This is a genomic window from Variovorax sp. GW823-FHT04B03 (assembly GCF_058796495.1).
The window spans coordinates 1,351,497-1,373,219 of the sequence record NZ_JBXAIT010000001.1 but is presented as its reverse complement, the minus strand read 5'-3'; the positions used below and the strand labels follow the sequence as shown (position 1 = coordinate 1,373,219).

General features: G+C 70.0%; 24 protein-coding genes. 10 read left to right on the top strand and 14 right to left on the bottom strand.

Annotation, left to right across the window (positions count from 1 at the left end; all coding sequences use genetic code 11):
• The first annotated feature begins 125 nt into the window (after positions 1-125).
• From AC1RAD_RS06290 to AC1RAD_RS06280, 3 genes are read left to right on the top strand one after another with little or no spacing between them, the layout of a single operon-like run.
• Entirely contained in the window at positions 126-1,028 is a 903-nt protein-coding gene (locus tag AC1RAD_RS06290) for a LysR family transcriptional regulator (protein WP_492734556.1), read from the top strand.
• A 44-nt stretch (positions 1,029-1,072) separates the two neighbouring features.
• Positions 1,073-1,345 carry a type II toxin-antitoxin system Phd/YefM family antitoxin gene (locus AC1RAD_RS06285; protein ID WP_070061494.1) on the top strand — a complete coding sequence of 91 codons (273 nt, stop codon included), beginning with the start codon at positions 1,073-1,075 and terminating at the stop codon, positions 1,343-1,345.
• Positions 1,342-1,665 carry a type II toxin-antitoxin system RelE/ParE family toxin gene (locus tag AC1RAD_RS06280; protein WP_492734205.1) on the top strand — a complete coding sequence of 108 codons (324 nt, stop codon included), beginning with the start codon at positions 1,342-1,344 and terminating at the stop codon, positions 1,663-1,665. The genes AC1RAD_RS06285 and AC1RAD_RS06280 overlap by 4 nt, the downstream gene beginning before the upstream one ends.
• A 39-nt stretch (positions 1,666-1,704) precedes the next feature.
• On the opposite strand, the gene AC1RAD_RS06275 is transcribed toward AC1RAD_RS06280, so the two are convergent.
• From AC1RAD_RS06275 to selD, 3 genes are all read right to left on the bottom strand, one after another.
• Positions 1,705-3,171, bottom strand: coding sequence for an AAA family ATPase (locus tag AC1RAD_RS06275; RefSeq protein WP_492734204.1), 1,467 nt, complete (start codon positions 3,169-3,171; stop codon positions 1,705-1,707).
• 106 nt (positions 3,172-3,277) lie between these two features.
• The gene (locus AC1RAD_RS06270; RefSeq protein ID WP_492734203.1) at positions 3,278-5,794 is read right to left on the bottom strand and encodes an ABC transporter permease; all 2,517 of its coding nucleotides are present in this window, start codon (positions 5,792-5,794) and stop codon (positions 3,278-3,280) included.
• Between the two features lie 160 nt (positions 5,795-5,954).
• Positions 5,955-7,034 (bottom strand): selenide, water dikinase SelD, encoded by a 1,080-nt coding sequence (gene selD, locus AC1RAD_RS06265; protein ID WP_492734202.1) that lies wholly within the window; start codon positions 7,032-7,034, stop codon positions 5,955-5,957.
• Between the two features lie 111 nt (positions 7,035-7,145).
• Here selD and AC1RAD_RS06260 point away from each other — a divergent pair, with 111 nt between their 5' ends.
• Genes AC1RAD_RS06260 through mnmH form a run of 5 tightly spaced genes read left to right on the top strand, consistent with a single transcriptional unit; the run spans position 7,146 to position 11,577 of the window.
• On the top strand, positions 7,146-8,009 hold the full coding sequence (locus AC1RAD_RS06260) for a putative selenate ABC transporter substrate-binding protein (RefSeq protein ID WP_062469048.1): 864 nt from the start codon (positions 7,146-7,148) through the stop codon (positions 8,007-8,009).
• 13 nt (positions 8,010-8,022) lie between these two features.
• Complete coding sequence (locus tag AC1RAD_RS06255; protein ID WP_492734201.1) at positions 8,023-8,847, top strand: phosphonate ABC transporter ATP-binding protein; 825 nt, start codon at positions 8,023-8,025, stop codon at positions 8,845-8,847.
• A complete protein-coding gene (locus AC1RAD_RS06250; protein WP_492734200.1) occupies positions 8,844-9,680 on the top strand; it encodes a PhnE/PtxC family ABC transporter permease in 837 nt (278 codons plus the stop codon). Before AC1RAD_RS06255 ends, AC1RAD_RS06250 begins: the two co-directional genes overlap by 4 nt.
• Positions 9,677-10,474, top strand: coding sequence for a phosphonate ABC transporter, permease protein PhnE (gene phnE / locus AC1RAD_RS06245; RefSeq protein ID WP_492734199.1), 798 nt, complete (start codon positions 9,677-9,679; stop codon positions 10,472-10,474). The genes AC1RAD_RS06250 and phnE overlap by 4 nt, the downstream gene beginning before the upstream one ends.
• Positions 10,475-10,509: 35 nt before the next feature.
• A complete protein-coding gene (gene mnmH, locus AC1RAD_RS06240) occupies positions 10,510-11,577 on the top strand; it encodes a tRNA 2-selenouridine(34) synthase MnmH (RefSeq protein WP_492734198.1) in 1,068 nt (355 codons plus the stop codon).
• On the opposite strand, the gene fdhD is transcribed toward mnmH, so the two are convergent.
• From fdhD to modB, 7 genes are all read right to left on the bottom strand, one after another.
• Positions 11,514-12,419, bottom strand: coding sequence for a formate dehydrogenase accessory sulfurtransferase FdhD (fdhD, locus tag AC1RAD_RS06235; protein WP_492734197.1), 906 nt, complete (start codon positions 12,417-12,419; stop codon positions 11,514-11,516). The two genes, mnmH and fdhD, sit on opposite strands and share 64 nt — an antisense overlap.
• Positions 12,420-12,438: 19 nt before the next feature.
• Positions 12,439-12,729, bottom strand: coding sequence for a helix-turn-helix domain-containing protein (locus AC1RAD_RS06230; protein WP_062479014.1), 291 nt, complete (start codon positions 12,727-12,729; stop codon positions 12,439-12,441).
• Positions 12,726-15,068, bottom strand: a complete 2,343-nt coding sequence (locus AC1RAD_RS06225) for an FdhF/YdeP family oxidoreductase (protein WP_492734196.1) — start codon at positions 15,066-15,068, stop codon at positions 12,726-12,728. The genes AC1RAD_RS06230 and AC1RAD_RS06225 overlap by 4 nt, the downstream gene beginning before the upstream one ends.
• A gap of 78 nt (positions 15,069-15,146) precedes the next feature.
• Positions 15,147-15,323 (bottom strand): hypothetical protein, encoded by a 177-nt coding sequence (locus AC1RAD_RS06220; protein ID WP_492734195.1) that lies wholly within the window; start codon positions 15,321-15,323, stop codon positions 15,147-15,149.
• Between the two features lie 34 nt (positions 15,324-15,357).
• Positions 15,358-16,146, bottom strand: coding sequence for an ABC transporter ATP-binding protein (locus AC1RAD_RS06215; protein ID WP_492734194.1), 789 nt, complete (start codon positions 16,144-16,146; stop codon positions 15,358-15,360).
• On the bottom strand, positions 16,143-16,892 hold the full coding sequence (gene modA / locus AC1RAD_RS06210) for a molybdate ABC transporter substrate-binding protein (protein ID WP_492734555.1): 750 nt from the start codon (positions 16,890-16,892) through the stop codon (positions 16,143-16,145). Before modA ends, AC1RAD_RS06215 begins: the two co-directional genes overlap by 4 nt.
• Before the next feature lie 37 nt (positions 16,893-16,929).
• Complete coding sequence (gene modB, locus AC1RAD_RS06205) at positions 16,930-17,619, bottom strand: molybdate ABC transporter permease subunit (RefSeq protein ID WP_070061481.1); 690 nt, start codon at positions 17,617-17,619, stop codon at positions 16,930-16,932.
• A gap of 115 nt (positions 17,620-17,734) precedes the next feature.
• On the opposite strand from modB, the gene AC1RAD_RS06200 reads away from it, so the two are divergent.
• Entirely contained in the window at positions 17,735-17,974 is a 240-nt protein-coding gene (locus AC1RAD_RS06200; RefSeq protein ID WP_235926764.1) for a hypothetical protein, read from the top strand.
• Positions 17,971-18,654: a nitroreductase family protein gene (locus AC1RAD_RS06195; RefSeq protein WP_492734193.1), complete on the top strand. Its 684-nt coding sequence runs from the start codon at positions 17,971-17,973 to the stop codon at positions 18,652-18,654. Before AC1RAD_RS06200 ends, AC1RAD_RS06195 begins: the two co-directional genes overlap by 4 nt.
• Here the strand turns inward: AC1RAD_RS06195 and tsaA are convergent.
• From tsaA to apbC, 4 genes are all read right to left on the bottom strand, one after another.
• On the bottom strand, positions 18,615-19,112 hold the full coding sequence (gene tsaA / locus AC1RAD_RS06190; RefSeq protein ID WP_159274924.1) for a tRNA (N6-threonylcarbamoyladenosine(37)-N6)-methyltransferase TrmO: 498 nt from the start codon (positions 19,110-19,112) through the stop codon (positions 18,615-18,617). The genes AC1RAD_RS06195 and tsaA overlap by 40 nt on opposite strands.
• Positions 19,109-19,456 carry a winged helix-turn-helix domain-containing protein gene (locus AC1RAD_RS06185; RefSeq protein ID WP_062478989.1) on the bottom strand — a complete coding sequence of 116 codons (348 nt, stop codon included), beginning with the start codon at positions 19,454-19,456 and terminating at the stop codon, positions 19,109-19,111. The genes tsaA and AC1RAD_RS06185 overlap by 4 nt, the downstream gene beginning before the upstream one ends.
• 52 nt (positions 19,457-19,508) lie before the next feature.
• Complete coding sequence (locus AC1RAD_RS06180) at positions 19,509-20,459, bottom strand: LysR family transcriptional regulator (protein ID WP_492734192.1); 951 nt, start codon at positions 20,457-20,459, stop codon at positions 19,509-19,511.
• A 76-nt stretch (positions 20,460-20,535) separates the two neighbouring features.
• Positions 20,536-21,627 carry an iron-sulfur cluster carrier protein ApbC gene (gene apbC / locus AC1RAD_RS06175; protein WP_062478984.1) on the bottom strand — a complete coding sequence of 364 codons (1,092 nt, stop codon included), beginning with the start codon at positions 21,625-21,627 and terminating at the stop codon, positions 20,536-20,538.
• Positions 21,628-21,723 lie beyond the last annotated feature (96 nt).

The following is a 21,723-nucleotide window of genomic DNA, read 5'->3' as shown; positions in this document are numbered from 1 at the left end:
CGGGAGGGCTTTCACGCGGGAGAAGGAAAAGGGAAATGCGTGAAGCGAAGATAAAAAGGATTCAATGAAACGAAAATGGGCCCTCAGCTCCTCACACTGCCAACCCCAGGTTGCCAATCAAGCCCATGGACAGCTTCAGCGGACTCGAATCCTTCGTGCGGGCGGCCGACCTGCAGAGCTTTGCGCGGGCAGGCCGCGACCTGGGCATCTCGGCCTCGGCCGTGGGCAAGAACGTCGCGCGGCTCGAGGCGCAGATGGGCGTGCGGCTGTTCCACCGCACCACGCGGCAGGTGCGGCTCACGGCCGAGGGCGCGATGTTCCACGAGCGCTGCCGCCGCATCCTCGACGAGCTCGGCGATGCGCGCGCCATGCTGCAGGACGCCGTCGCCACGCCGCGCGGCCGCCTGCGCGTGAGCCTGCCGACCATCGGCTACCGCTTTCTGCTGCCGATCCTGCCGGCGTTCAAGGCACGCTTTCCCGAGATCGAACTCGACCTCGACTTCAACGACCGGCTGGTCGACGTGGTGGCCGAGGGTGTCGACGTGGCCATCCGCAGCGGCGAGCTGGTCGATTCGCAGCTCGTCGCGCGCCGCCTCGGCCCGTTCAGCTTCGTGCTCGCGGCCTCGCCGGCCTACCTGGCACGGCACGGCGTGCCGCAGGTGCCGGCCGACCTCGCCCACCACAGCTGCCTGCGCTACAAGTTCGTGACCGGCGGAAAGATCGAGGACTGGGACCTGCCCGGCCTGCCGCCCCAGCTGCCGCCGGGCCTGGTCTGCAACAACATGGAAGCCATGCTGGGTGCCGCCGTCGCGGGCCTGGGCATTGCGTACATGCCTGACTTCCTGGCGCGCGACGCGCTGCGCCGCGGTGAGCTGCAGCGCGTGCTGGCCGCGCACCTCGTGCGGCAGGGGCAGTTCTCGGCGCTGTGGCAGTCGAGCCGGCAGTTGTCGCCGAAGGTGCGGGCGTTTGTCGACTTTGCGGGTGAACACATGTTCAGGGACGATGGCTCGGAAACATCGAAAGACTGAATTCAGACCATAATCGGTCCGATCGACAACCGCAGGTGAGCCCCATGAATTTCTCCACGCAGGTCAAACCCATCAGCTATCTCAAGAGCCATGCCGCGGACATCGTGAAGACCCTCTCGGACACCCGCGAGCCGCTGGTCATCACACAGAACGGCGAGGCCAAGCTCGTGGTGATGGACGTCCGCTCTTTCGAAGAGCAGGAAGCGACCCTCGCGCTGCTGAAAGTGCTGGCACTCGGCAACCGCGAAATCGAACAGGGCCAGTTCCGTTCCGCGGACGATGTGTTCGCCGACCTGGACCAAGAAGACGCCCCATGAAGGTGGTGTTCCTGCGGTCCGCCGAAGCCGACCTGAAGGACCTGAGGCGCTACCTGCTCAAGAACTTCGGCACGGACACCTGGGGGGCGAGCTACGCAAAGATCAAGCAATCCGTCGCGATGATCGCTGCCCATCCCCAGGCAGGCCGGATTCCCGAGGAACTGGAAGACCTGAACGCGGCCCAGTACCGGCAGGTCATCTCGGGCATGAACCGCATCATCTACGAGGTGCGACTGGACACCGCCTACATCCACGTCGTCTGCGACACGCGCAGGGACCTGAAGGGCCTGCTCATGCGGCGCCTCGTGGGCGCCGTGTGAGCCCGATGCAGTACGCGGCCTGAGACGTCCGGCGTACGCCTACGCCGCCGCTTCCACCAGCTGACGCTCCGCCTGTTCGCCGACAGTCACGGCGGGTGCCTCGACAGGCGCCACGGGCTTCGCCTGGCTCAGCGCCAGCGCCACCTGCAACGGATACAGCGTGCGCACATCGCCCTCGGCCTTGTTGCTCACCGTCGTGCCGGCGGCCTCGCTCATGCGGGCCGTGCGCACCGCGTCGAGCCGGTGGGTCGGCACCATGAACGGCGAGTGCGTCGTGTAGAGGATCTGGTTGGCGAAGTCGTGCTCCAGATGCGCCAGCAGATCGGCCTGCGAATGCGCGTGCAGGTGCAGGCCGGGCTCGTCCAGCAGCAGGATCGCATCGGCCGCGCCCTTCGTGTCCGCGAAGAACGCGACGTAGAACGAGAAGAACCACTGGAAGCCGCGGCTGCGTTCGTCGAGGTTCACTTCCACCTCGTAGGCGGCGTTGGGGTCGGACACCAGCGTCTCCAGGTGCTGCCCGTCGAGGTTGAAGCGGACCTTGAGTTCGCGGTCCTTCCACACGCGGCGGATTTCCGACGTGACGACCGAGCCCGCCCGGTTCACCAACTGATTGCGCGTCGCCAGGTCGTTCTTCGCCAGCAGGTCCTGCAGCTGCTGCGGGTCGAGCCCCGCCACCTGGCACAGCTTCTCGAAATTGCGCTCGCCCGCCGTGCGCTCGCCCCAGCCCTTGCGCGTGAGGTACTCGGCGATGTTCTGGCGGCCGGGCAGCGAGGCGTAGTCCTCGACGTAGATGAAGCGCGGCAGCTTCTCCAGCACCCAGGCGCGGGCGCGGGCCAGCGCGGGCTGGTCGTTGTCGATCGTGCGTGCCAGCTCCTCGAGCTCGGTCAGCATCTGCGCCTGCTTGTCGGCGATCTCGGCGCCGGCCGTGGCCAGTGCCTGGCGCAGCGCCTGCAGTGCCAGCAGCGCGCCGGCCGACCACTTGACGAAGTCGGGGCTCGGGATCATGGCGGCGTCGAAGGCGTCGGCCTCCTGCTCGAGCGCTGCCTTCAACTCGTCGGCGACCTTCTCGGCCGCGGCCTTCACGGCGGGCACGATCTTGCGCACCTTGGCCTTGATGTCGCTCACGTCGATCGACAGCGGGCCCAGGCCCTCGAAGCCGGTCGTGCGCGTGGCGCCGTAGCCGCGCCCGGCCGTGACCTGGCGCACGCCGGCTGCGCGCGGCAAGATGGCGGCGAGCGCCAGCTGTTCGGAGGCGTCCAGGTCCCAGCGCGTGTGCACGACGGGGGTGTCGTCGGTGCATTCGTCGAGACGGCGATGCCGCGGAAAGTCCTTGATGGGGCTGAGTGCCGTGAGCCCGTCGGTCGGGTTCAGGCTGTGCAACGCGCGCAGCAGGTTCGACTTGCCGCTGTCATTTCGGCCGAGGATCGCTGTGATCTGGGAGGAATCGATGGAGCCGCTGTCGTGGATCGAGCGATAGTTGGTGATCTGGAATGACGCCAAGCGCATGCAGGAATTTCTCTTCTGAATTGAATACGGGGCCGGGGAATGTATTGCATCCCCGGCCCCGTCCTGCCGATCGCGGAAGAAAAAAACTGTACGGGCCTGCGCAGCCCTACTCGGCCGCGCGGCGCAGCGTGTCGACCACCGGCCGGCGCAGCACATCGCGCAGGCCCCACCACCCCGCCGCCAGCGCGAGCACCGCGCCGGCCAGCGCGCCCGCCACCGGCACGAGCGGCGACGCGGTCCAGGTGAACTCGAACACGTAGCGCGCCAACCCCCAGCCGATCACCGAGGCCACGATGCTCGCCAGGAAGCCCGCGAGCAGGCCGACGCCGATCAGCTCGGCGCGCTGCACCTGCCGCAGCAGGCTGGCGCGCGCACCGACCGCGCGCATCACGGCGAACTCGCGCGCACGCTCCTCGCGCGTGGCGGTGACGGCGGCGAACAGCACCACCAGCCCGGCCGCCAGCGTGAAGCCGAACAAAAACTCGACCGCGCGCACCACCTGGTCGAGCACGCGCTGCACCTGGTTGATGGTGGCGCTCATGTCGACGTTGGTCACATTGGGGAAGCTGCGCACCAGCGCGTTGTCGAAGCCGCGCGTCTCGGGCGCGCGGAAGGCGCCCATGTAGGTCACGGGCACGTCGGCCAGCGAGGCCACGGTGTACATCACGAAGAAGTTGGCGTGCAGCGAGCCCCAGTCGACCTTGCGCAGCGAGGTGATGCGCGCGTCGTTCTGCATGCCACCGATGTCGAAGCGCAGGGTATCGCCCAGCTTCAGGCCCAGCGTCTGGGCCAGGCCTTCTTCCACGCTCACCTCGTTCTTCGCCTCGGGCGTCCAGGCGCCGGCGGTGACGCTGTTGTGCGCGGGCGCCTCGGTGCTGTTGCTCAGGTTGAACTCGCGGTCCACCAGGCGCTTGGCGCGGTCCTCGGTGTAGTCGTCGGGTGTCACGGGCTTGTCGTTGATCGCCACCAGCCGGCCGCGGATCATCGGGTACCAGTCGAACTTGGCGACGCCCGCGTCGCGCAGCGTCTTCTGGAACGCCTCGCTCTGCTCGGGCATCACGTTGATGACGAAGCGGTTGGGCGCGTCGGGCGGCGTGGCCTTGCGCCAGCTCGCCACGAGGTCGGTGCGCAGCAGCACGAGCAGCACCAGCGCCAGCAGGCCCACGGCCAGCGCGCTCACCTGCACCACGGCGTAGGCCGGCCGCGCCGAGATCTGCCGCGTGGCCAGCACCAGCCAGCGCGGCGCGGTGGTCTCGCTGACGCTGCGGCGCAGCACCTTCACGGCGAGCCAGCTCAGCAGCGCGAACACGGCCACGGCGCCGGCAAAGCCGCCGACCGCAATGAGGCCCAGCTTGAGGTCGCTGCTGGCCGCCATCAACAGCGCCGCGAAGCCCGCCACGCCGATGCCGAGCACGGCGAGCGACGCGGGCTTGAGCCCGCCCACGTCGCGACGGATCACGCGCAGCGGCGGCACGCGCGCCAGCTGCAGCACCGGCGGCAGGCCGAAGGCGAACAGCAGCGTGAGCCCCATGCCCAGGCCGAAGGCCACGGGCCACAGCGTGGCGGCGGGCAATGCGGTCTCGACCAGCCCCGCCAGCAGCAGCACGAACACATAGTGCACGGCGAAGCCGATGGCCACGCCGATCGCGCTGGCCACGGTGCCGATCACGGCGAACTCGAAGGCGTAGGCCGCGGCGATGGTGCGCTGGCTCTGGCCCAGCACGCGCAGCATGGCGCAGTCGTCCAGGTGGCTGGCCGCGAAGCCGCGCGCGGCCAGTGCCACGGCCACGGCCGACAGCAGCGCCGCGAGCAGCGCGACCAGGCTCAGGAATTTTTCGGCGCGGTCCAGCGTCTGGCGCATCTCGGGCCGGCCGCCCTCGAAGGAGTCGAGCCGCACGCCGCGCAATTCGCCCTTCTTGATGGTGGCGTCGGCCCATTCGGTGAAACGCTTCACGGCGGCGTCGTCGCCCGCCACGGCGTAGCGGTAGCCCACGCGGCTGGCCGGCTGCACGAGGCCGGTGCGCGCCACGTCGGCCTGGTTGAGCATCACGCGCGGCGAAAAACTCATGAAGCCCGCGCCCCGATCCGGCTCGAGCGTGATCACGCGGCCCACGCGCAGGCCGGTGTCGCCCAGCAGCAGCGTGTCGCCGACCTTCAGGCCCAGCGAGTCGAGCAGCGAGGCATCGACCCAGACCTCGCCCGACGCCGGCACGTCGCGGGTCACCGTGCCCGCGCCCTCGGCCGTGGTCGCCGTCTGCAGGTTGCCGCGCAGCGGGTAGCCCGGCGTCACGGCCTTCAGGGCCACGAGCTTGCTGGCACCGCCCTGGGCGTCCTCGGCCCGCGCCATGGTGGGGAAACCGAAGGTGCCGGTACCCGCGAGGCCGAACGATTTCGCCTGCGCGATGAAAGTTTCGGGCGTCGGGTTGTCGCTCACGACCACCGCGTCGCCGCCCAGCAGCTGGCGCGCGTCGCGCTGCAGCCCGCCCTGCAATCGGTCGGCGAAGAAGCCGACCGCCGTGAGCGCGGCCACGGCCAGCACCACGGCCACGATCAAGAGGCGCAGCTCGCCGGCGCGCAGGTCGCGCCAGAGCGTGCGCCAGCCAAGGCGAAGGGAAGCGTTCATGGCGCGAACGATAGCCGACGCCTACCGGCACCGGCGGACTCAAGGGTTATTGAATGAAGGGGCCGCCAGGTGTTGCCCGCTGCGCGGACCTGTCGCACGATGCGAAAAAACGAAGGAGCGCTTGTCGATGACGACCCCACCCGCCCGGCGGCGCCCCGGCTCAGGGCAGCACGACGAGGCCCGGCGCGCCAGCTTCCACGTGGCCGATGACCGCCGCCTGCCCGAAGCCTTCGTTGCGGAAGGTCTCCAGCACCGCCTCGACCGCCTCGGGCGCGCAGCTCACGAGCAGGCCGCCCGAGGTCTGCGGGTCGGTCATGAGCGCCTGCGCGGTGGCCGGCAGGCCCTCGTGCAGTTGCACGTCGGCGCCGTAGCCCGCCCAGTTGCGGCCCGACGCGCCGGTGACCAGCCCGCCGCCGGCCATGGCGATCACGTTGTCGAGCAGCGGCACGCGCGACCATTCGACCACCGCCGCGAGCCCCGCGCCGCGCGCGAGTTCGAGCGCGTGGCCGGCCAGGCCGAAGCCGGTGACGTCGGTCAGCGCATGCACGCCGTCGAGCGCCGACAGCGCGATACCGGGCGTGTTGAGCTTGGTCGTGTTCTCGATCAGCTGGCGGTAGCCGGCCTCGGACAGCTGCTGCTTCTTGAGCGCCGCCGACAGCACGCCCACGCCCAGCGGCTTGCCCAGCACCAGCACGTCGCCGGCCTGCGCATCGGCGTTGCGCCGCACGCGCTTGGGGTGCACCAGCCCCATCGCGACCAGCCCGTAGATCGGCTCGACCGAATCGATGGTGTGGCCGCCCGCAATGGGAATGCCGGCCGCGCGGCACACGTCCTGCCCGCCGCGCACGATCTCGGCGATGACTTCCACCGGCAGCTGGTTGATCGGCATGGCGACCAGCGCCAGCGCCATGATCGGGCGCCCGCCCATCGCGTAGACGTCGCTGATCGCGTTGGTCGCGGCGATGCGGCCGAACTCGTAGGGGTCGTCCACGATGGGCATGAAGAAATCGGTGGTGGCGATCAGCGCCTGCTCGTCGTTGAGCCGGTAGACTGCCGCGTCGTCGGCGGTCTCGATACCGACCATGAGCTCGGGCGGAATCAGCCCGCCCGCATGGTTCTTGAGGATCTGCGACAGCACGCCCGGCGCGATCTTGCAGCCGCAGCCGCCCCCATGCGAGAAGCTGGTGAGCCGCAGCGGCGCCAACGGATTCAGGAGCTTGGAAGGTGCGGCTTCGATCATGGCGGCAGGTCGGTCGAATGGAACAAGCCGCGATTATCGAAGCCTGCACCGCCGTCTGCCCGAGTGCCCCGACACACCCTTTTCTTTTTCCACTGAACGCGTCATCACACCATGCAAACGAAACAAACCGTGTCCCGGCTCGCGCTCGCGCTGGCCCTGTCCCTCACCGCCGTGGGCGCCTTCGCCCAGGGCGTGCTGCGCGTGTCGGCCATTCCCGACGAGGCGCCCACCGAGCTGCAGCGCAAGTTCACGCCGCTGGGCGACTACCTGAAGAAGGAAACCGGCATGGACGTGCAGTTCACGCCCGTGACCGACTACGCCGCCGTGGTCGAGGGCCTGGCCACCAACAAGATCGACCTGGCCTGGCTGGGCGGCTTCACCTTCGTGCAGGCGCGCATCCGCACCAACGGCGGCGCGGTGCCGATCGTGCAGCGCGCGGAGGACGAGGTGTTCACCAGCAAGTTCATCGTGCCGATCGACAGCCCCGCCAAGACGCTGGCCGACCTGAAGGGCAAGACCTTCGCCTTCGGCGCGCCCTCGTCCACCTCGGGCAGCCTGATGCCGCGCTACTTCCTGCTGCAGGCCGGCATCAATCCCGAGAAGGACTTCAAGACCGTCGCGTTCTCGGGCGCGCACGACGCCACCGTGGCCTTCGTGGCCGCCTCGCGCGCCGAAGCGGGCGTGCTCAACGCCTCGGTGTGGGACAAGCTGGTCGAGGCCAAGAACCCCAACGCCGCCAAGGTGCGCGTGCTGGCCACCACGCCGACCTACTACGACTACAACTGGACCGTGCGCCCCGGCCTGGACGCCGCCGTGACGAAGAAGCTGACCGACGCCTTCCTGAAGCTGGACCCGGCCAACCCGGCGCACAAGGAGATCATGGCGCTACAGCGCGCGAGCAAGTTCATTCCCACCAAGTCGTCGAACTACGACGGCATCGAGACGGCGGGCAAGTCGGCCGGCCTCATCAAGTGAGCGGACTGCGCGGATGAGTTTTTCGCTCGACAGCGCGGGCGTGGTGCACCCCAACGGCCAGCGCGCGCTGGCCGGGGTGACGCTGGCCGCGCGCGACGGCGAGCGCATCGCCGTCATCGGGCCCTCGGGCGCGGGCAAGACCACGCTGCTGCGCGTGCTCGGCGCGGCGCTGCGGCCCGGCGAAGGCCAGGTGCAGGCGCTGGGCCAGCACCCGTGGCGGCTGCCGGCGCGTGCGCTCAAGCAGCTGCGCGCGCGCATCGGCACCGTGCACCAGGCACCGCCGATCGCGCCGCGCCTGCGCGTGGTCACGGCCGTGCTCGCGGGCCGGCTCGGCCAATGGTCGACGGCGCGTGCGCTGGGCTCGCTCTTCTATCCGTCCGACATCGCGGGCGCGCACGCGGCGCTGGCCCGGCTCGCGCTCGAAGACCGGCTGTTCGACCGCTGCGACCGCCTCTCGGGCGGCCAGCTGCAGCGCGTGGGCATCGCGCGCGTGCTGTACCAGCGCCCCGCGCTGCTGCTGGCGGACGAGCCGGTGTCCGCGCTCGACCCCACGCTCGCGCACGCGGCCGTGGGCCAGCTGGTGGCGCAGAGCGAATCGACGGGCGCCACGCTGGTCGCGTCGCTGCACGCGGTCGACCTGGCGCTGCGCTGGTTTCCGCGCATCGTGGGCATGCGCGACGGGCAGGTCGCCTTCGACCTGCCGGCCGCGCAGGTGACGCCGGCGCTGCTCGAGGCGCTCTATGCGAGCGAAGGCGGCGTGGCGACGCAAGGGCCGCTGCCGGTCGCGCCGCCGGTCGGCACCGCCGAGCCAGCCTTCCATCGACCGGACTGCCCGTGACGGCGACACTCGCCCGCCCCGCCCTGCGCGATCCGCACGCGGGCCGCCGCCTGGCCGGCTGGCTCGCGGCGCTGGCCGTTGCGTGGCCGGTGCTCGCGCTCTCCGAATTCAAGCCCTGGGCGCTGTTCGGCAGCGGCAACCTCGCGGTCATCGGCGGCTTTCTTGCGGGCTTCTTTCCGCCCGACAGCTCGCCGGCCTTTCTCGCGCTGCTTGCCAAGGCCACGCTCGAGACCCTGGCCATGGCCACGGCCGGCACCGCCATGGCGCTGCTGATCGGCACGCCGCTGGGCTTCGTGACCACGCGCGCGCTCTCCATCTCTCGCATCGGACCCGGCCCTGGCCGGCTGCAGGCCGGCGTCGTCCGGCAGGCGGCGCGCTGGCTGCTGATGGTGCTGCGCGCCATTCCCGAGATCGTGTGGGCGCTGCTGTTCGTTCGCGCGCTCGGGCTCGGCCCCGCGGCCGGCGTGCTGGCGCTGGCCATCACCTACGGCGGCATGCTGGGCAAGGTCTACGCCGAGATCCTCGAATCGACCGACACGCGCCCCGCGCGCGCGCTGCTCGAAAGCGGCAGCGGCCGGCTCGCGGCGCTGTGCTACGGCCTGCTGCCGCACACGGCGCAGGAGCTGGCCTCGTACACCGTGTACCGCTGGGAATGCGCGGTGCGCGCCTCGGTGGTGATGGGCTTCGTGGGCGCGGGCGGCCTCGGGCAGCTGATGGACCAGTCGATGAAGATGCTCAACGGCGGCGAGGCCAGCAGCATCCTGCTGGTGTTCCTCGCGCTCGTGCTGCTGGCCGACATGCTGAGCAACGCGCTGCGAAAGCTCCTGGCATGACGACGCTGCCACCACGCCCTCCCCTGTGCCTGCGCTGCTGGCTCGCCGTAGCGCTGATCGCCGCGGCCGTGGTCGCGAGCTTCGTCTACCTGGGCATCGACTACGGCGCGCTGGGCTCGGCCGAATCGCTCCGGCTGATGGGCAAGTTCATCGCCGAGTTCTTCCCGCCCGACGTGTCGCCCGAGTTCCTGGCCAAGGTCGGCCACGGCGCGCTGCAGACGCTGGCCGTGTCGGCGCTGGGCACCGTGCTGGCCGCCATGGCGGGCGCCGTGCTCGCGCTGCCGGCGTCGGGGCGCATCGGCGGGCCGCTGCGCCATGGCGCGCGCTTCGTGCTCAACTTCCTGCGCAGCGTGCCCGAGCTGGTGTGGGCCGCACTGATGGTGCTGGCCGCCGGCATCGGGCCGTTCGCGGGCGCGCTGGCGCTGTCGCTGCACACGACCGGCGTGCTCGGGCGCCTCTTCGCCGAAGCGCTGGAGAACGCGCCGCGCGAGCCCGAGCAGGCGCTGGCGCTCTCGGGCGCCGGCCCGGTCGCCGCCTTCAGCTATGCCAGCCTGCCGATCGTGCTGCCGCAGTGGGTGGCCTACACGCTCTACCGCTGGGAAATGAACATCCGCATGGCGGCCGTGCTGGGCTTCGTGGGTGGCGGCGGGCTGGGGCAGCTGCTGTACTTCCACCTGTCGATCTTCCAGCAGCAGCAGGCGATGACGGTGCTGATCGCGATGTTCGTGCTGGTCACCTTCGTCGACTTGGCGAGTGCTCGCTTGCGAAAAGGCTTAGGTCCCGCCTACGCCTGAGTGGCCGACAATGGCGGCATGAGGTCCCTTCAGCCATGAGTCATCGCCAGCCCGTCCGGGTGGCGGACCGCCACGCCTTCGATTCGATCATCGACGCCCGCTCGCCCGCCGAGTTCGCGCTCGACCACATTCCCGGCGCCATCAACTGCCCCGTGCTCAACGACGAGGAGCGCCACATCGTCGGCACGGTCTACGTGCAGACCGGCGCCTTCGAGGCGCGCCGCATCGGCGGTGCCATGGTGGCGGCCAACATCGCGACGCACCTGCGCGACACGCTGGCCGACCGGCCCGAGAAGTGGAAGCCGCTGGTCTACTGCTGGCGCGGCGGCATGCGCAGCGGCTCGATGGTCACCTGGCTGCGGCTCGTGGGCTGGGACGCGCAGCAGCTCGCGGGCGGCTACAAGAGCTTTCGCCGGCACGTGATCTCGCAGCTCGACGCGCTGACGCCGCAGCTCGACCTGCGCGTGGTCTGCGGCGCCACCGGCAGTGCCAAGACGCGCGTGCTGCACGCGCTGGCCGAACGCGGCGCGCAGGTGCTCGACCTCGAAGACTTCGCCAACCACAAGGGCTCGCTGCTCGGCGCGCTGCCGGGCGTGCCGCAGCCTTCGCAAAAGCACTTCGAGACGCGCATCGCGACCGTGCTCGAAGCCATCGACCTCTCGCGCCCGCTGTATGTCGAGGGCGAGAGCGTGCGCATCGGGCGGCTGTCGCTGCCGCTGTCGCTCGTGGCGCAGATGCGCGCCGCGCCGTGCATCGAGGTGGAGGCCACGCCCGAGGCGCGGCTGGCCTACCTGCTGCGCGACTACGCCTACCTGGGCGACGACCGCGCGGCGCTCGCCGAGAAGATGGGCGTGCTCAAGGAACTGCAGGGCAAGGAAACGGTGACGCGCTGGCAGCAGTGGGCCCATGAGGCCGACCTGCCGCACCTGTTCGCCGAGCTCATGTCCTTGCACTACGACCCGCACTACCAGAAGTCGCAAGAGACGCACTTTCGTGCGTGGACGAAGCGCCAGCGCGTGGGGGCGTCCGACCTGTCGGATCAGGGCATCGAGGCCGTGGCCGACGCGGTGCTGGCGCTCGGCGCACCAAGCCCGTTGGCGTAAAGCACACCGCGCGGCGCGCGGCACAGCCCCCAGAACCGCAGGCCGCTGAGCTCGGCCATGCGCACGCCCATCGCGGTCGGCGCCGAGATGGTCGCCATCGCCGCGATGCCCAGGCGCGCGCACTTGCGCACCAGCTCGTGGCTGCCGCGGCTGGACATCAGCACGAAGCCGGGCTCCTGCAGCCGATTCGCGCGCGCCAGCGCGCCGAGCAGCTTGTCGAGCGCGTTGTGGCGGCCGACGTCTTCCATCAGGTCGGTGAGTTCGCCGTCGACCGTGGCCCAGGCCGCCGCGTGGATCGCGCCGGCCTCGGCATTGAGCACCTGGCGCGGCGGCATGGCGGCGAAGGCGCGCAGCACGGTGGCGAGGTCGATGCGCTCGATCCAGTCGCGCGGCGGCACGCGCTGCGGCGACAGGTCGAGCCCCGCGAAGCTTTCGACGCCGCACACACCGCAGCCGGTGCGGCCCGCGAGGCTGCGGCGGCGGTCCTTCAGGCGTTCGAAGCTGCGCGTGGACACTTCGAGCTGCACCTCGATGCCCGGCATGCCCTCGGGCAGGCCCGCATCGAGCGCCTCGACCGTTCGCACGTCGATGCCGCGGCAGTCGGCGGCGCTGTCGAGGATGCCTTCGCTCAGCGCAAAGCCCAGCGCGAAGGCCTCGAGGTCCTGCGGCGTGGCCATCATCACCGCGTGCGAGACGCCGTTGAACACCAGCGCCACCGGCACCTCGGCGGCCAGCGTGTCGTCGCGCACCACGCCTTCGGGCGCGAGGCCGCGCTCGCCGAAGACGTGCACGGCATGCCGCGCGAGGGGCGGCAGGGCGTCGGGTTCGGGGGTGTTTTCCATGGCCGCGGCCATTGTCCGCTCAGTCTCGGCTGTCGTCAGCCGGCAGGCTCTCGGCGACCGCGCGCCCGGCGTCGGTGAGGTGCGCGACCCAGCGATCGTCCAGCTGCACCACGCGCACCCAGCCCGGTCCGCGCACGCCGCCCAGCGCGGCATCGCCCATCAGCGTGAGCTGGCGCATGACCACGCTCGCGCCCTGCCCCAGCCGCTTGCCCAGCCGCGGCAGCGACATGCCGCCCTCGCCCGGGGCTTCGGCCAGCGCGCGCAGGATCGCGATGGAGAAAGCGTCGGCGTCGAACCCGGAATCGCTCATGCCGCCACGGCGTCGGCCTCCGCCGCGACCGGCGCCACATGCAGCGACAGCACCACGGGAATCGACTTGGAGGTCGGCGTGCCCGCGTTCTCGGCCACCGACGACAGCGGCACCAGCGGGTTCGTCTCGGGGTAGTAGGCCGCGAGGTTGCCGCGCGGGATGTCGTAGGCCACCAGCTTGAAACGGTCGGCGCGACGCTCCTGCCCGTCGCTCCACACGGTCTGGATGTCGACCCAGTCGCCGTCCTTCATGCCGAGCTGGCGGATGTCGTCGGCGTGGATGAACACCACGCGGCGCTGGCCGAACACGCCGCGGTAGCGGTCGTCCATGCCGTAGATGGTGGTGTTGTACTGGTCGTGCGAGCGCGTGGTGAGCAGCGTGAACACCAGCGTGTCGCGCTGCGACGCGAAGCGCGCGCGGGCCCGGTGGGCGTGCGTGTCCAGCGGCACGGCGTGCGTGAAGAACACGGCCTTCTTCGACGCGGTGGCCCACACGCGCTCGCTCGCCGTGTTGCGCAGGCGGAAGCCGCCGGGGTGCGCCACGCGCGCGTTGAAGTCCTTGAAGTCGTCGAACACGGCTTCGATCTTGTCGCGGATGCGGGCGTAGTCTTCGACCAGCCAGAGCCACGGCGTCCTGCTGCGCGCGCCGATGGTGGCCGCTGCCAGGCGCGCCACGATGGCGGGCTCCGACAGCAGGAGTTCCGACGCCGGCGGGTTGATGCCCACCGAGATGTGCACCATGCTCATCGAATCTTCGACCGTCACGCCCTGCGGACCGTTGGCCTGCATGTCGATCTCGGTGCGGCCCAGGCACGGCAGGATGAGCGCCTCGCGCCCGTGGATGATGTGGCTGCGGTTGAGCTTGGTGGTCACGTGCACCGTGAGGTCGCACTGCTGCAGCGCCTTCCAGGTCTGGTAGGTGTCGGGCGTGGCGGCCGCGAAGTTGCCGCCGAGCGCGAAGAACACCTTGCCCTTGCCGTCGAGCATGAGCTGGATCGCCTCGACCGTGTCCACGCCGTTCTGGCGCGGCGGCTCGAAGCCGAACACCTGCTGCAACCGGTCGAGCAGCGCGGCCGGCGGCTTTTCCCAGATGCCCATGGTGCGGTCGCCCTGCACGTTGCTGTGGCCGCGCACCGGGCAGGCGCCCGCGCCTTCGCGGCCCATGTGGCCGCACAGCATGAGCCAGTTGCCGATCATCTGGATCGTGGCCACCGAATGCTGGTGCTGCGTGATGCCCATGCCCCAGCAGGCGATGACGCGCTTGGCGCCCAGGTACACGTCGGCCGCCGCGCGGATCTGCGCTTCGCTCAGGCCCGACTCCTGCACCAGCAGCGGCCACGATTCGGCGCGCAGGTCGTCGGCCAGCGCCTCGAAACCCAGGGTGTGCTCGGCGATGAACGCGTGGTCGAGCACAGAGGGTTCGCCGCGCGCCACCGCCGCGTCTTCGCGCTCGATGACGTGCTTCATCATCCCCTTCACCGCTGCGAAGTCGCCGCCCACGCGCAGCTGGAAGTAGTGCGTGCTGATCGGCGTGGAGCCCAGCGTGGCCATCTCCAGCTTGTCCTGCGGGTCGGCAAAGCGCTCCAGCCCGCGCTCGCGCAGCGGATTGAAGCTCACGATGCGCGCGCCGCGCTTGGACGCCGCGCGCAGCTCGCCGAGCATGCGCGGGTGGTTGGTGCCCGGGTTCTGGCCGAAGATGAAGATCGCGTCGGCCTTCTCGAAGTCTTCCAGCGTGACCGTGCCCTTGCCCACGCCCAGCTGCGGGCGCATGCCGCTGCCGCTGGGCTCGTGGCACATGTTCGAGCAGTCGGGAAAATTGTTGGTGCCGTACTCGCGCACGAACAGCTGGTACAGAAAGGCCGCCTCGTTGCTCGCGCGGCCCGAGGTGTAGAAGATGGCCTGGTTCGGGTCGGGCAGCGCGTTCAGGTGCTGCGCAATGCGCGCGAAGGCGTCGTCCCAGTCGATGGGCACGTACTTGTCGCTGGCCGCGTCGTAGGCCATGGGGTGCGTGAGGCGGCCCTGGTCTTCGAGCCAGAAGTCGCTCTGCTGCGCCAGCTCGGCCACCGTGTGCTTCGCGAACAGTTCCGGGCCGGCGCGGCGCGCGGTGGCCTCGGCGGCCACGGCCTTCACGCCGTTCTCGCAGAACTCGAAGGTCGAGGCATGGTTGCGGTCGGGCCAGGCGCAGCCCGGGCAGTCGAAGCCGTCGGGCTGGTTGGCCGAGAGCAGCGTCTTCGCGCCCTTAACCGGAATGTCCTGCCGCAGCAGCGCATTCGTCACGCTGCGCAACGCGCCCCAGCCACCGGCGGGGCCCTTGTAAAACTCGATCTTCTGCTCGCTCATGGCGGCAGTGTTGGCCTGCGGGGGCGTGGCGTCAAATTGAATCGCGACATGCGGCGATTCAAAATGGAAATGACGGGCTCAGCGATGAGTCGGCTTCTGTCGCTTCGCCGCCAGATCGAGCTTCGCCGTGAGGCGTCGCATCAGCTCGTTCGCGTCGACGTACCCACCGCTGCGACGCGCTTCAGCCAAGGACGCCAAGCCTCGCGCCAGAAATGCAGGTTTCGAACGCGCGGAAGAGACGTTGACTGATTTCATCGCCCGACTGTAGCGTCGATGCCGTGCACAGCCATCAGCTGCGCGCGCCACCCATCAACAAGCCCCGCAGCTTGCTGCGCAGCGGCGTCTCCTCCACCTCCTGCACCCCGGCAATCTCCCGCAGCGCAAAGTCGCGGCTGTCGGCGTTGTGCAGGTCGATCTCGCGCACCACCTGCCCGTCCTTGTAGACAAAGGCCACGTCGGCCAGCGCCAGCACGTCCTCGATGTCGTGCGTGATCATCAACACCGGAATGCCCCATTGCTTGCGCACCTGCGCGAGCTCGTTGCGCAGCTCGGCGCGCAGCATGGGGTTGAGCGCGGCAAAGGGTTCGTCGAGCAGCAGCACCTGCGGCTCGCAGGCCAGCGCACGCGCCAGGGCCACGCGCTGCTGCTGGCCGCCCGAGAGTTTCTGAGGCCGGCTGTCGGCCAGCGCGGCGAGGCCGAAGCTGGCCAGCAGCGCCTGCACGCGCTCGGCGTCGCGGGCCGGCAGCGTGCGGCGGTGCCACGCGGTGAGTCCGAAGGCCACGTTCTCGCGCACCGTGAGGTGCGGGAACAGCGCGTAGTTCTGGAACAGGTAGCCGATGCGGCGCGCCGGCGCGGGCACGTCGATGCGCTGCGCCGCGTCGTACAGCGTGCGGCCATCGAGCCGCACATGGCCCGCCGACGGATGCAGCAGGCCGGCGATGGCCTGCAGGGTGAGCGACTTGCCGGCCCCCGAGGGGCCGTAGAGCGCGGCGAAGGGAACGTCGGTCTGGAAGCGCACGGCGAGGTCGAAGCGCCGGGCCCCGTCCTTCACCGTGAGCTGCAGATCGACATCGATCATGGCTTGCCGAAACCGTAGCGCGTGAGCACTTCCTGGGCCGCTGGCGTCGACAGGAAGGCGATGAAGTCGCCGGCCAGCGCCTTCTGCTTGCTCTCGGCCACCACGGCGATGGGGTAGGTCACGGGCGTGTGGCCGGTGGGCGTGAAGGCGACCTTGACCTTGTCGCCGGCCACGGCCGCGTCGGTGCGGTAGACGAAACCGGCCTCGACCTCGCCACGGCTCACGTAGTCGAGCACCTGGCGCACGCTGTCGGCCTGCACGAACTTGGGTTCGAGCGCGGTCCACAGGTTGGCGTTGTCCAGCACCTGCTTGGTGTAGCGGCCGACCGGCACGGTGGCAGTCTTGCCGACGGCGATCTTCTTCACGCTTGCGGCGCTCAGGTCCTGCAGCGACTTCAGGCCGACAGCGCCCTGCGCGGGCTCGACCAGCACGAGGCTGTTGGTGACGAAGTCCTTGCGGGTGGCGGTGTCGATGAGCTTCTGGTCGTTGCCGCGGTTCATCGTCTCCTGGTCGGCGCTGGCGAACACGTCGACCGGCGCGCCCTGCCCGATCTGCTGCAGCAGCACGCCCGAGGCGGCGAAGTTGAAGCGCACGGTGCTGCCGGCCTTGGCGGCTTCGAACTTGGGACCGATTTCCTTGAACGCGTCGGTCAGGCTCGCGGCGGCGGACACGGTGATCTGCTGCGCGGCGGCCGCAAACGGCAGGGCCAGGGCAAGCACGACGGACAAAAGACGCAACGGACGCAACGGACGCATGGGCACAGTCTCCTGGAAAAAGGGGGAATCAACGAAGCGAAAAGAAGCGGTTCGACACGACCAGCACGGCAATCGACAGCACCGACGTGACGACCACCAGCAGCAGCGCCAGGTCGTCATGGCCGGCCTGCACGGCGTCGTAGATGGCCATCGACAGGGTCTGGGTCTGCTTGGGAATGGAGCCGGCCACCATCAGCGAGGCGCCGAACTCGCCCATGGCGCGCGCGAACGCGAGCAGCGTGCCGGCCAGGATGCCGGGCCAGGCCAGCGGCAGCGTGACGCGCAGGAACACCGAGAACGGCGACTGGCGCAAGGTGCTCGCAGCGGCTTCGAGCGAGCGGTCGACGTTCGAGAACGCCGCGCTGGCCGACTTGAGCACCAGCGGCAGCGCCACCACGGCCGAGGCCACCACGGCGCCGTGCCAGCTGAAGATGATGGTGTAGTCGAAGTGCTCGCGCAGCCAGGCGCCGAGCGGGCTGCGCCGCCCCGCCGCCACCAGGATGGCGTAGCCGATCACCGTGGGCGGCAGCACCAGCGGCAGCATGAACACGGCCTCGAGCACGCCCGAGCCGGTGAACTGCTTGCGTGCGAACACCCAGCCCAGCGCCACGCCCGCGACCAGCGCGAGCAAGGTCGCGACCGCGGCGACCTGCAGCGACAGGACCAGCGGCGACCAGTCGGTGGTGGCGATGAGCGAAGAGGTGGTCGTCGTGTTCATTGAGATACGGCGTAATTGTTACATGAGCGGCCTTCTGGTTCCCACGGGGATGCACGGATGCGCCGGTCTTCATATACTGGCGAATACAGCGTTGGAGACTTTGTCCATCCGCCCCATGCGCCTTTCCCCTCATGACACCGTTGTCCGCTCGACCTCCGGCAGGCCCGAGCTTCGCCATGTGACGCAGGTGCACGAATGGCGCATCGAGCGCACGCTGGACGCCGGCGGCTTCGTGCTGTCGATCATCGCGCCGGGCGGCGAGAGCCAGTCGTTCCTGGTGGCGCCGGGCGACGCGCAGGACATCGGCGAGGTGCTGCGCCGCAGCGCCGCGTGGACCGACCGGCGCGGGCAATGACCACCATGTGGCACCACATGACGGGTGCGGAACGCATCCTCGAAGTCCTGCTGACGCGGCGCTCGGTGTCGCCGCGGCGGCAGCAATCGCCCGGCCCCAACCCCGACGAACTCGACGCCATCCTCCAGGCCGGCCTGCGCGCGCCCGACCACGGCGGGCTGCATCCGTGGCGCGTGATCGAGTTCCGCCCGCAGAACCGCGAGGCGCTGGCCTGGTGCTTCGAACAGGAGAAGCTGCGCCGCGATCCGCTCGCCAGCCCCACCGATCTGCGGCGCGCCCGCGAGCACGCCACGCGCCCGCCGCTGCTGTTGGGCTTCGTGGTGTCGCCGCGCGAGCGCAGCAAGATCCCCGCGCGCGAGCAGTGGCTGGGCGCCGGCGCGGCGCTGGGCAACCTGCTGGCGGCCGCGCACCAGCTGGGCTACGGCGCCATCGTGCTGAGCGGCGAACGCTGCTTCGACGAGACGCTGGTGCGCCAGGTCGGCGTGCAGCCGGGCGAGTACCTGGCGGGTTTCATCAGCATGGGCACGATCCGCGAGGCGCCGCCGCAGGCGCGCGAAACGCTGTCGCAGGACGTGTGGTCGTGCTGGCAGGGCGACCTGCTGCCGGGCGCGGCCGGCGGCGATGCGTCAGGCGACGGCGATCAGTCCATCCGACCGTCGGAGCGCGTGCGCGGCAGCTGATCGAGCCGCGCGCCGAACCAGCCCACGCGCTCGGTCTCGCGCACGTCGAAGCGCGGCACGTAGGGCTTGATGTCGAGCACGGGCGTGCCGTCGATCATGTCGTTGCCGCTGAAATGCAGCGTCGTGCCCTCCACCGCCGTGAGCCGCACGATCGACAGGCCCAGCCGGTTGGGCCGCGCGGGCGCGCGCGTGGCGAACACGCCGTGCGTGGCGTCGTCCAGGAACGGCACCACCTCGAGCCGCTCATGCGCGCAGCGGTGCAGGTGCGTCACGAGGATCAGGTAGTCGAAGCCTTCGATGTCACGCAGCCCCGGCGCGAACTCGGCGAACACCTCCAGGCGCCCCACTTCGTCGGGTGCACCCGCCGTCTGGATGGGCATGCCCGAGGTCTCGGTGAAGCGGCTGCGCACGATGCCGACCGGGCGGCAGACGACAGGATCGATGTCGGCGGCGTTCATGGGGCCAGCAGCCGCGTGAGCGCGCGAACGTCCGCCGCCGTCGCCAGGCGCGCGGCGTTCTCGATGGCGCGGTAGCGCTTCACGATGTCCTCGCCCACGGGCGTGAGCGCCGTGCCGCCGCCGCGCGAGCCGCCGGCGGCGGTGTTCACGGCCGGCGAGGCCAGCGTCTGGTTCATCTCGTCGATCAGCATCCACGCGCGGCGGTACGACATGCCGAGCAGGCGGGCCGCCGCCGAGATCGAACCGGTCTCGGCCACGGCTTCGAGCACGGCGATCTTGCCGGGGCCGATGGCGATGGTGTCGTCCCGGTAGATGCGCAGGCGGAACTGGGCTTTGGATTTCATGATGGCGGGAAGGGTAAACCATCCAGGTGCCATCGGCACCCGTGGGCCCGGGCTACGCGGCGTCGAGCGCGCCGCTGTGCTGGCGCGCCTGCGCCTGCCATTCGGGCGTCTGCAAGAAGGCCAGCGCCGCATCGAGCGCCCGCGCGGGCCGCACGCCCTCCTGCGTCATGAAGCCGATGGGCGTGCGCACCTCGGGCGCCACCAGCGGCAGCGCCTCCAGTTCGCGGTGGCTGCGCACGGCCGCGACCATGGCGCCGGGCAGCACGCTGCTGACGGTGCCCGCGCTCACGGCCAGCGCGAGCGTGAGCACCGAGTTGGTCTCGATGGCCGGCGCCACGGCGGCCACGCCAGCCTCGCGCAGGGCCTGGTCGATGATGGCGCGGTTGTGCATGTCGGGCGTGAGCAGGCACAGCGGCAACTTGCCGGCCTCGGCCCAGGGGACGGGGCGGCCGATGCGCAGCCGGTCGGCCGAGGGCTTCTTGGCGCGCCGCAGCAAAAAGTAATGCTCGATGCTCTGCGGCCAGGCCTTGAGCTTGACGCCCGGCAGGTGCATGCGCTCGGTGTAGCCCAGCGCGAGGTCGACCGAGAGGTTTTCCAGGCCTGTTTCCAGCTCCTGCGAACTCATGGAAAGCACGGCCGGCACGATGCCCGGATGGCGCTGCTGCAGCATCGCGGCAAAGCGCGACAGCATCGGGATCGCGGTGGGCACGGCGGCCATGCGCAGCCGCCCGCGCGGGTCGCCGGCCTCGCTGCGCAGCTCCTGCAGCAGCACCTCGTTGTCGCGCAGCATGCGCTGTGCCGTGGCCAGCACGCGCTCGCCTTCGTGCGTGAGGCCCACGTACACGCGGGAGCGCTTGACGATGACGACGCCGAATTCGCCTTCCAGCGCGCGCAGCGCGTTGGACAGGGCCGGCTGCGTGATGTGGCAGGCCTGCGCGGCGCGGCCGAAATGCTTGTGCTCGCTGAGTGCGACGAGGTAGCGCATCGAGGCGAGCAGGTTCATTGCGTGCGTCCTTTTTCTTCTTGCGGGCTCGCGTCCGGGGCGCCTGCGCAGGCCCTCGCCCTGCCCCGCCCCGGCCTCAGGTGTTCTTGCTGATCGAGATCGTCGGGAACTTCGCGGAAAAGTCCTTCGCCTTCTCCGCGATCCCCACCGCCACGCTGCGCGCCACGGCCTTGTAGAGCCCGGCCACCTCGCCGTCGGGGTCGGACACCACCGTGGGCGCCCCGCTGTCCGCCTGCAGGCGGATGTTGATGTCCAGCGGCAGCGCGCCCAGGTAGGCCATCTGGTACTCGGCCGCCATCTTCTTGCCGCCGTCGGCGCCGAAGATGTGCTCGGCATGGCCGCAGTTGGAGCAGATGTGCACCGCCATGTTCTCCACGATGCCCAGGATCGGCACGCCGACCTTCTCGAACATCTGGATGCCCTTGCGCGCGTCGAGCAGCGCGATATCTTGCGGCGTGGTGACGATCACCGCGCCCGTCATCGGCACGCGCTGGCTCAGCGTGAGCTGGATGTCGCCGGTGCCCGGCGGCATGTCGACGATCAGGTAGTCGAGGTCTTTCCAGTTGGTCTGGCGCAGCAGCTGCTCGAGCGCCTGCGTGGCCATGGGGCCGCGCCAGATCATGGCCTGGTCGGCGTCGACCAGGAAGCCGATCGACATCACCTGCACGCCATGGCGCTCCTTGGGCTCCATGTTCTTGCCGTCGATGCTCTCGGGACGCCCGTCCAGGCCCATCATCATGGGCTGGCTCGGGCCGTAGATGTCGGCGTCGAGCAGGCCCACGCTGGCGCCCTCGGCGGCCAGCGCCAGCGCCAGGTTGGCGGCCGTGGTGCTCTTGCCCACGCCGCCCTTGCCCGAGGCCACGGCCACGATGTTGCGCACGTTGGGCATCAGCTGCACGCCGCGCTGCACCGCATGGCTGATGACCTTGGTGACGATGTTGACCGACACGTTCTCCACGCCCGGCACGGCCTTGGCCGCGGCCACGAGCGACTTGCGGATGGCCGCGTGCTGGCTCTTGGCGGGGTAGCCCAGTTCGAGGTCGAACGAGACATCGCCCTCGGCGATCTGCAGGTTTTTGAGCGAGCGGGTCGCTGCGAATTCTTTGCCGGTGTTAGGGTCCGTGACGCTCTTGAGTGCGTCCATGAGCCCGTCGGGGGTGAGTGCCATTGATCAAACTCCTGAATGGCGGGTAGTCTATTCCGCCCGCCAAGCCCGTACCGGGACGCGCTCATTTCCCGTCCGAAAAACGCCGAAGAAGAAAAG

Coding starts and splice junctions, on each gene's coding strand:
- AC1RAD_RS06195 (WP_492734193.1), top strand. CDS start 17,971: ATGACCACCATGTGGCACCACATGACGGGTGCGGAACGCATCCTCGAA.
- AC1RAD_RS06225 (WP_492734196.1), bottom strand. CDS start 15,068: ATGAGCGAGCAGAAGATCGAGTTTTACAAGGGCCCCGCCGGTGGCTGG.
- AC1RAD_RS06255 (WP_492734201.1), top strand. CDS start 8,023: ATGAGTTTTTCGCTCGACAGCGCGGGCGTGGTGCACCCCAACGGCCAG.
- phnE (WP_492734199.1), top strand. CDS start 9,677: ATGACGACGCTGCCACCACGCCCTCCCCTGTGCCTGCGCTGCTGGCTC.
- AC1RAD_RS06260 (WP_062469048.1), top strand. CDS start 7,146: ATGCAAACGAAACAAACCGTGTCCCGGCTCGCGCTCGCGCTGGCCCTG.
- AC1RAD_RS06230 (WP_062479014.1), bottom strand. CDS start 12,729: ATGAGCGATTCCGGGTTCGACGCCGACGCTTTCTCCATCGCGATCCTG.
- fdhD (WP_492734197.1), bottom strand. CDS start 12,419: ATGGAAAACACCCCCGAACCCGACGCCCTGCCGCCCCTCGCGCGGCAT.
- AC1RAD_RS06185 (WP_062478989.1), bottom strand. CDS start 19,456: ATGAAATCCAAAGCCCAGTTCCGCCTGCGCATCTACCGGGACGACACC.
- modB (WP_070061481.1), bottom strand. CDS start 17,619: ATGAACACGACGACCACCTCTTCGCTCATCGCCACCACCGACTGGTCG.
- AC1RAD_RS06275 (WP_492734204.1), bottom strand. CDS start 3,171: ATGCGCTTGGCGTCATTCCAGATCACCAACTATCGCTCGATCCACGAC.
- AC1RAD_RS06215 (WP_492734194.1), bottom strand. CDS start 16,146: ATGATCGATGTCGATCTGCAGCTCACGGTGAAGGACGGGGCCCGGCGC.
- apbC (WP_062478984.1), bottom strand. CDS start 21,627: ATGGCACTCACCCCCGACGGGCTCATGGACGCACTCAAGAGCGTCACG.
- mnmH (WP_492734198.1), top strand. CDS start 10,510: ATGAGTCATCGCCAGCCCGTCCGGGTGGCGGACCGCCACGCCTTCGAT.
- AC1RAD_RS06285 (WP_070061494.1), top strand. CDS start 1,073: ATGAATTTCTCCACGCAGGTCAAACCCATCAGCTATCTCAAGAGCCAT.
- AC1RAD_RS06180 (WP_492734192.1), bottom strand. CDS start 20,459: ATGAACCTGCTCGCCTCGATGCGCTACCTCGTCGCACTCAGCGAGCAC.
- AC1RAD_RS06290 (WP_492734556.1), top strand. CDS start 126: ATGGACAGCTTCAGCGGACTCGAATCCTTCGTGCGGGCGGCCGACCTG.
- AC1RAD_RS06280 (WP_492734205.1), top strand. CDS start 1,342: ATGAAGGTGGTGTTCCTGCGGTCCGCCGAAGCCGACCTGAAGGACCTG.
- AC1RAD_RS06220 (WP_492734195.1), bottom strand. CDS start 15,323: ATGAAATCAGTCAACGTCTCTTCCGCGCGTTCGAAACCTGCATTTCTG.
- AC1RAD_RS06200 (WP_235926764.1), top strand. CDS start 17,735: ATGCGCCTTTCCCCTCATGACACCGTTGTCCGCTCGACCTCCGGCAGG.
- AC1RAD_RS06270 (WP_492734203.1), bottom strand. CDS start 5,794: ATGAACGCTTCCCTTCGCCTTGGCTGGCGCACGCTCTGGCGCGACCTG.
- selD (WP_492734202.1), bottom strand. CDS start 7,034: ATGATCGAAGCCGCACCTTCCAAGCTCCTGAATCCGTTGGCGCCGCTG.
- tsaA (WP_159274924.1), bottom strand. CDS start 19,112: ATGAACGCCGCCGACATCGATCCTGTCGTCTGCCGCCCGGTCGGCATC.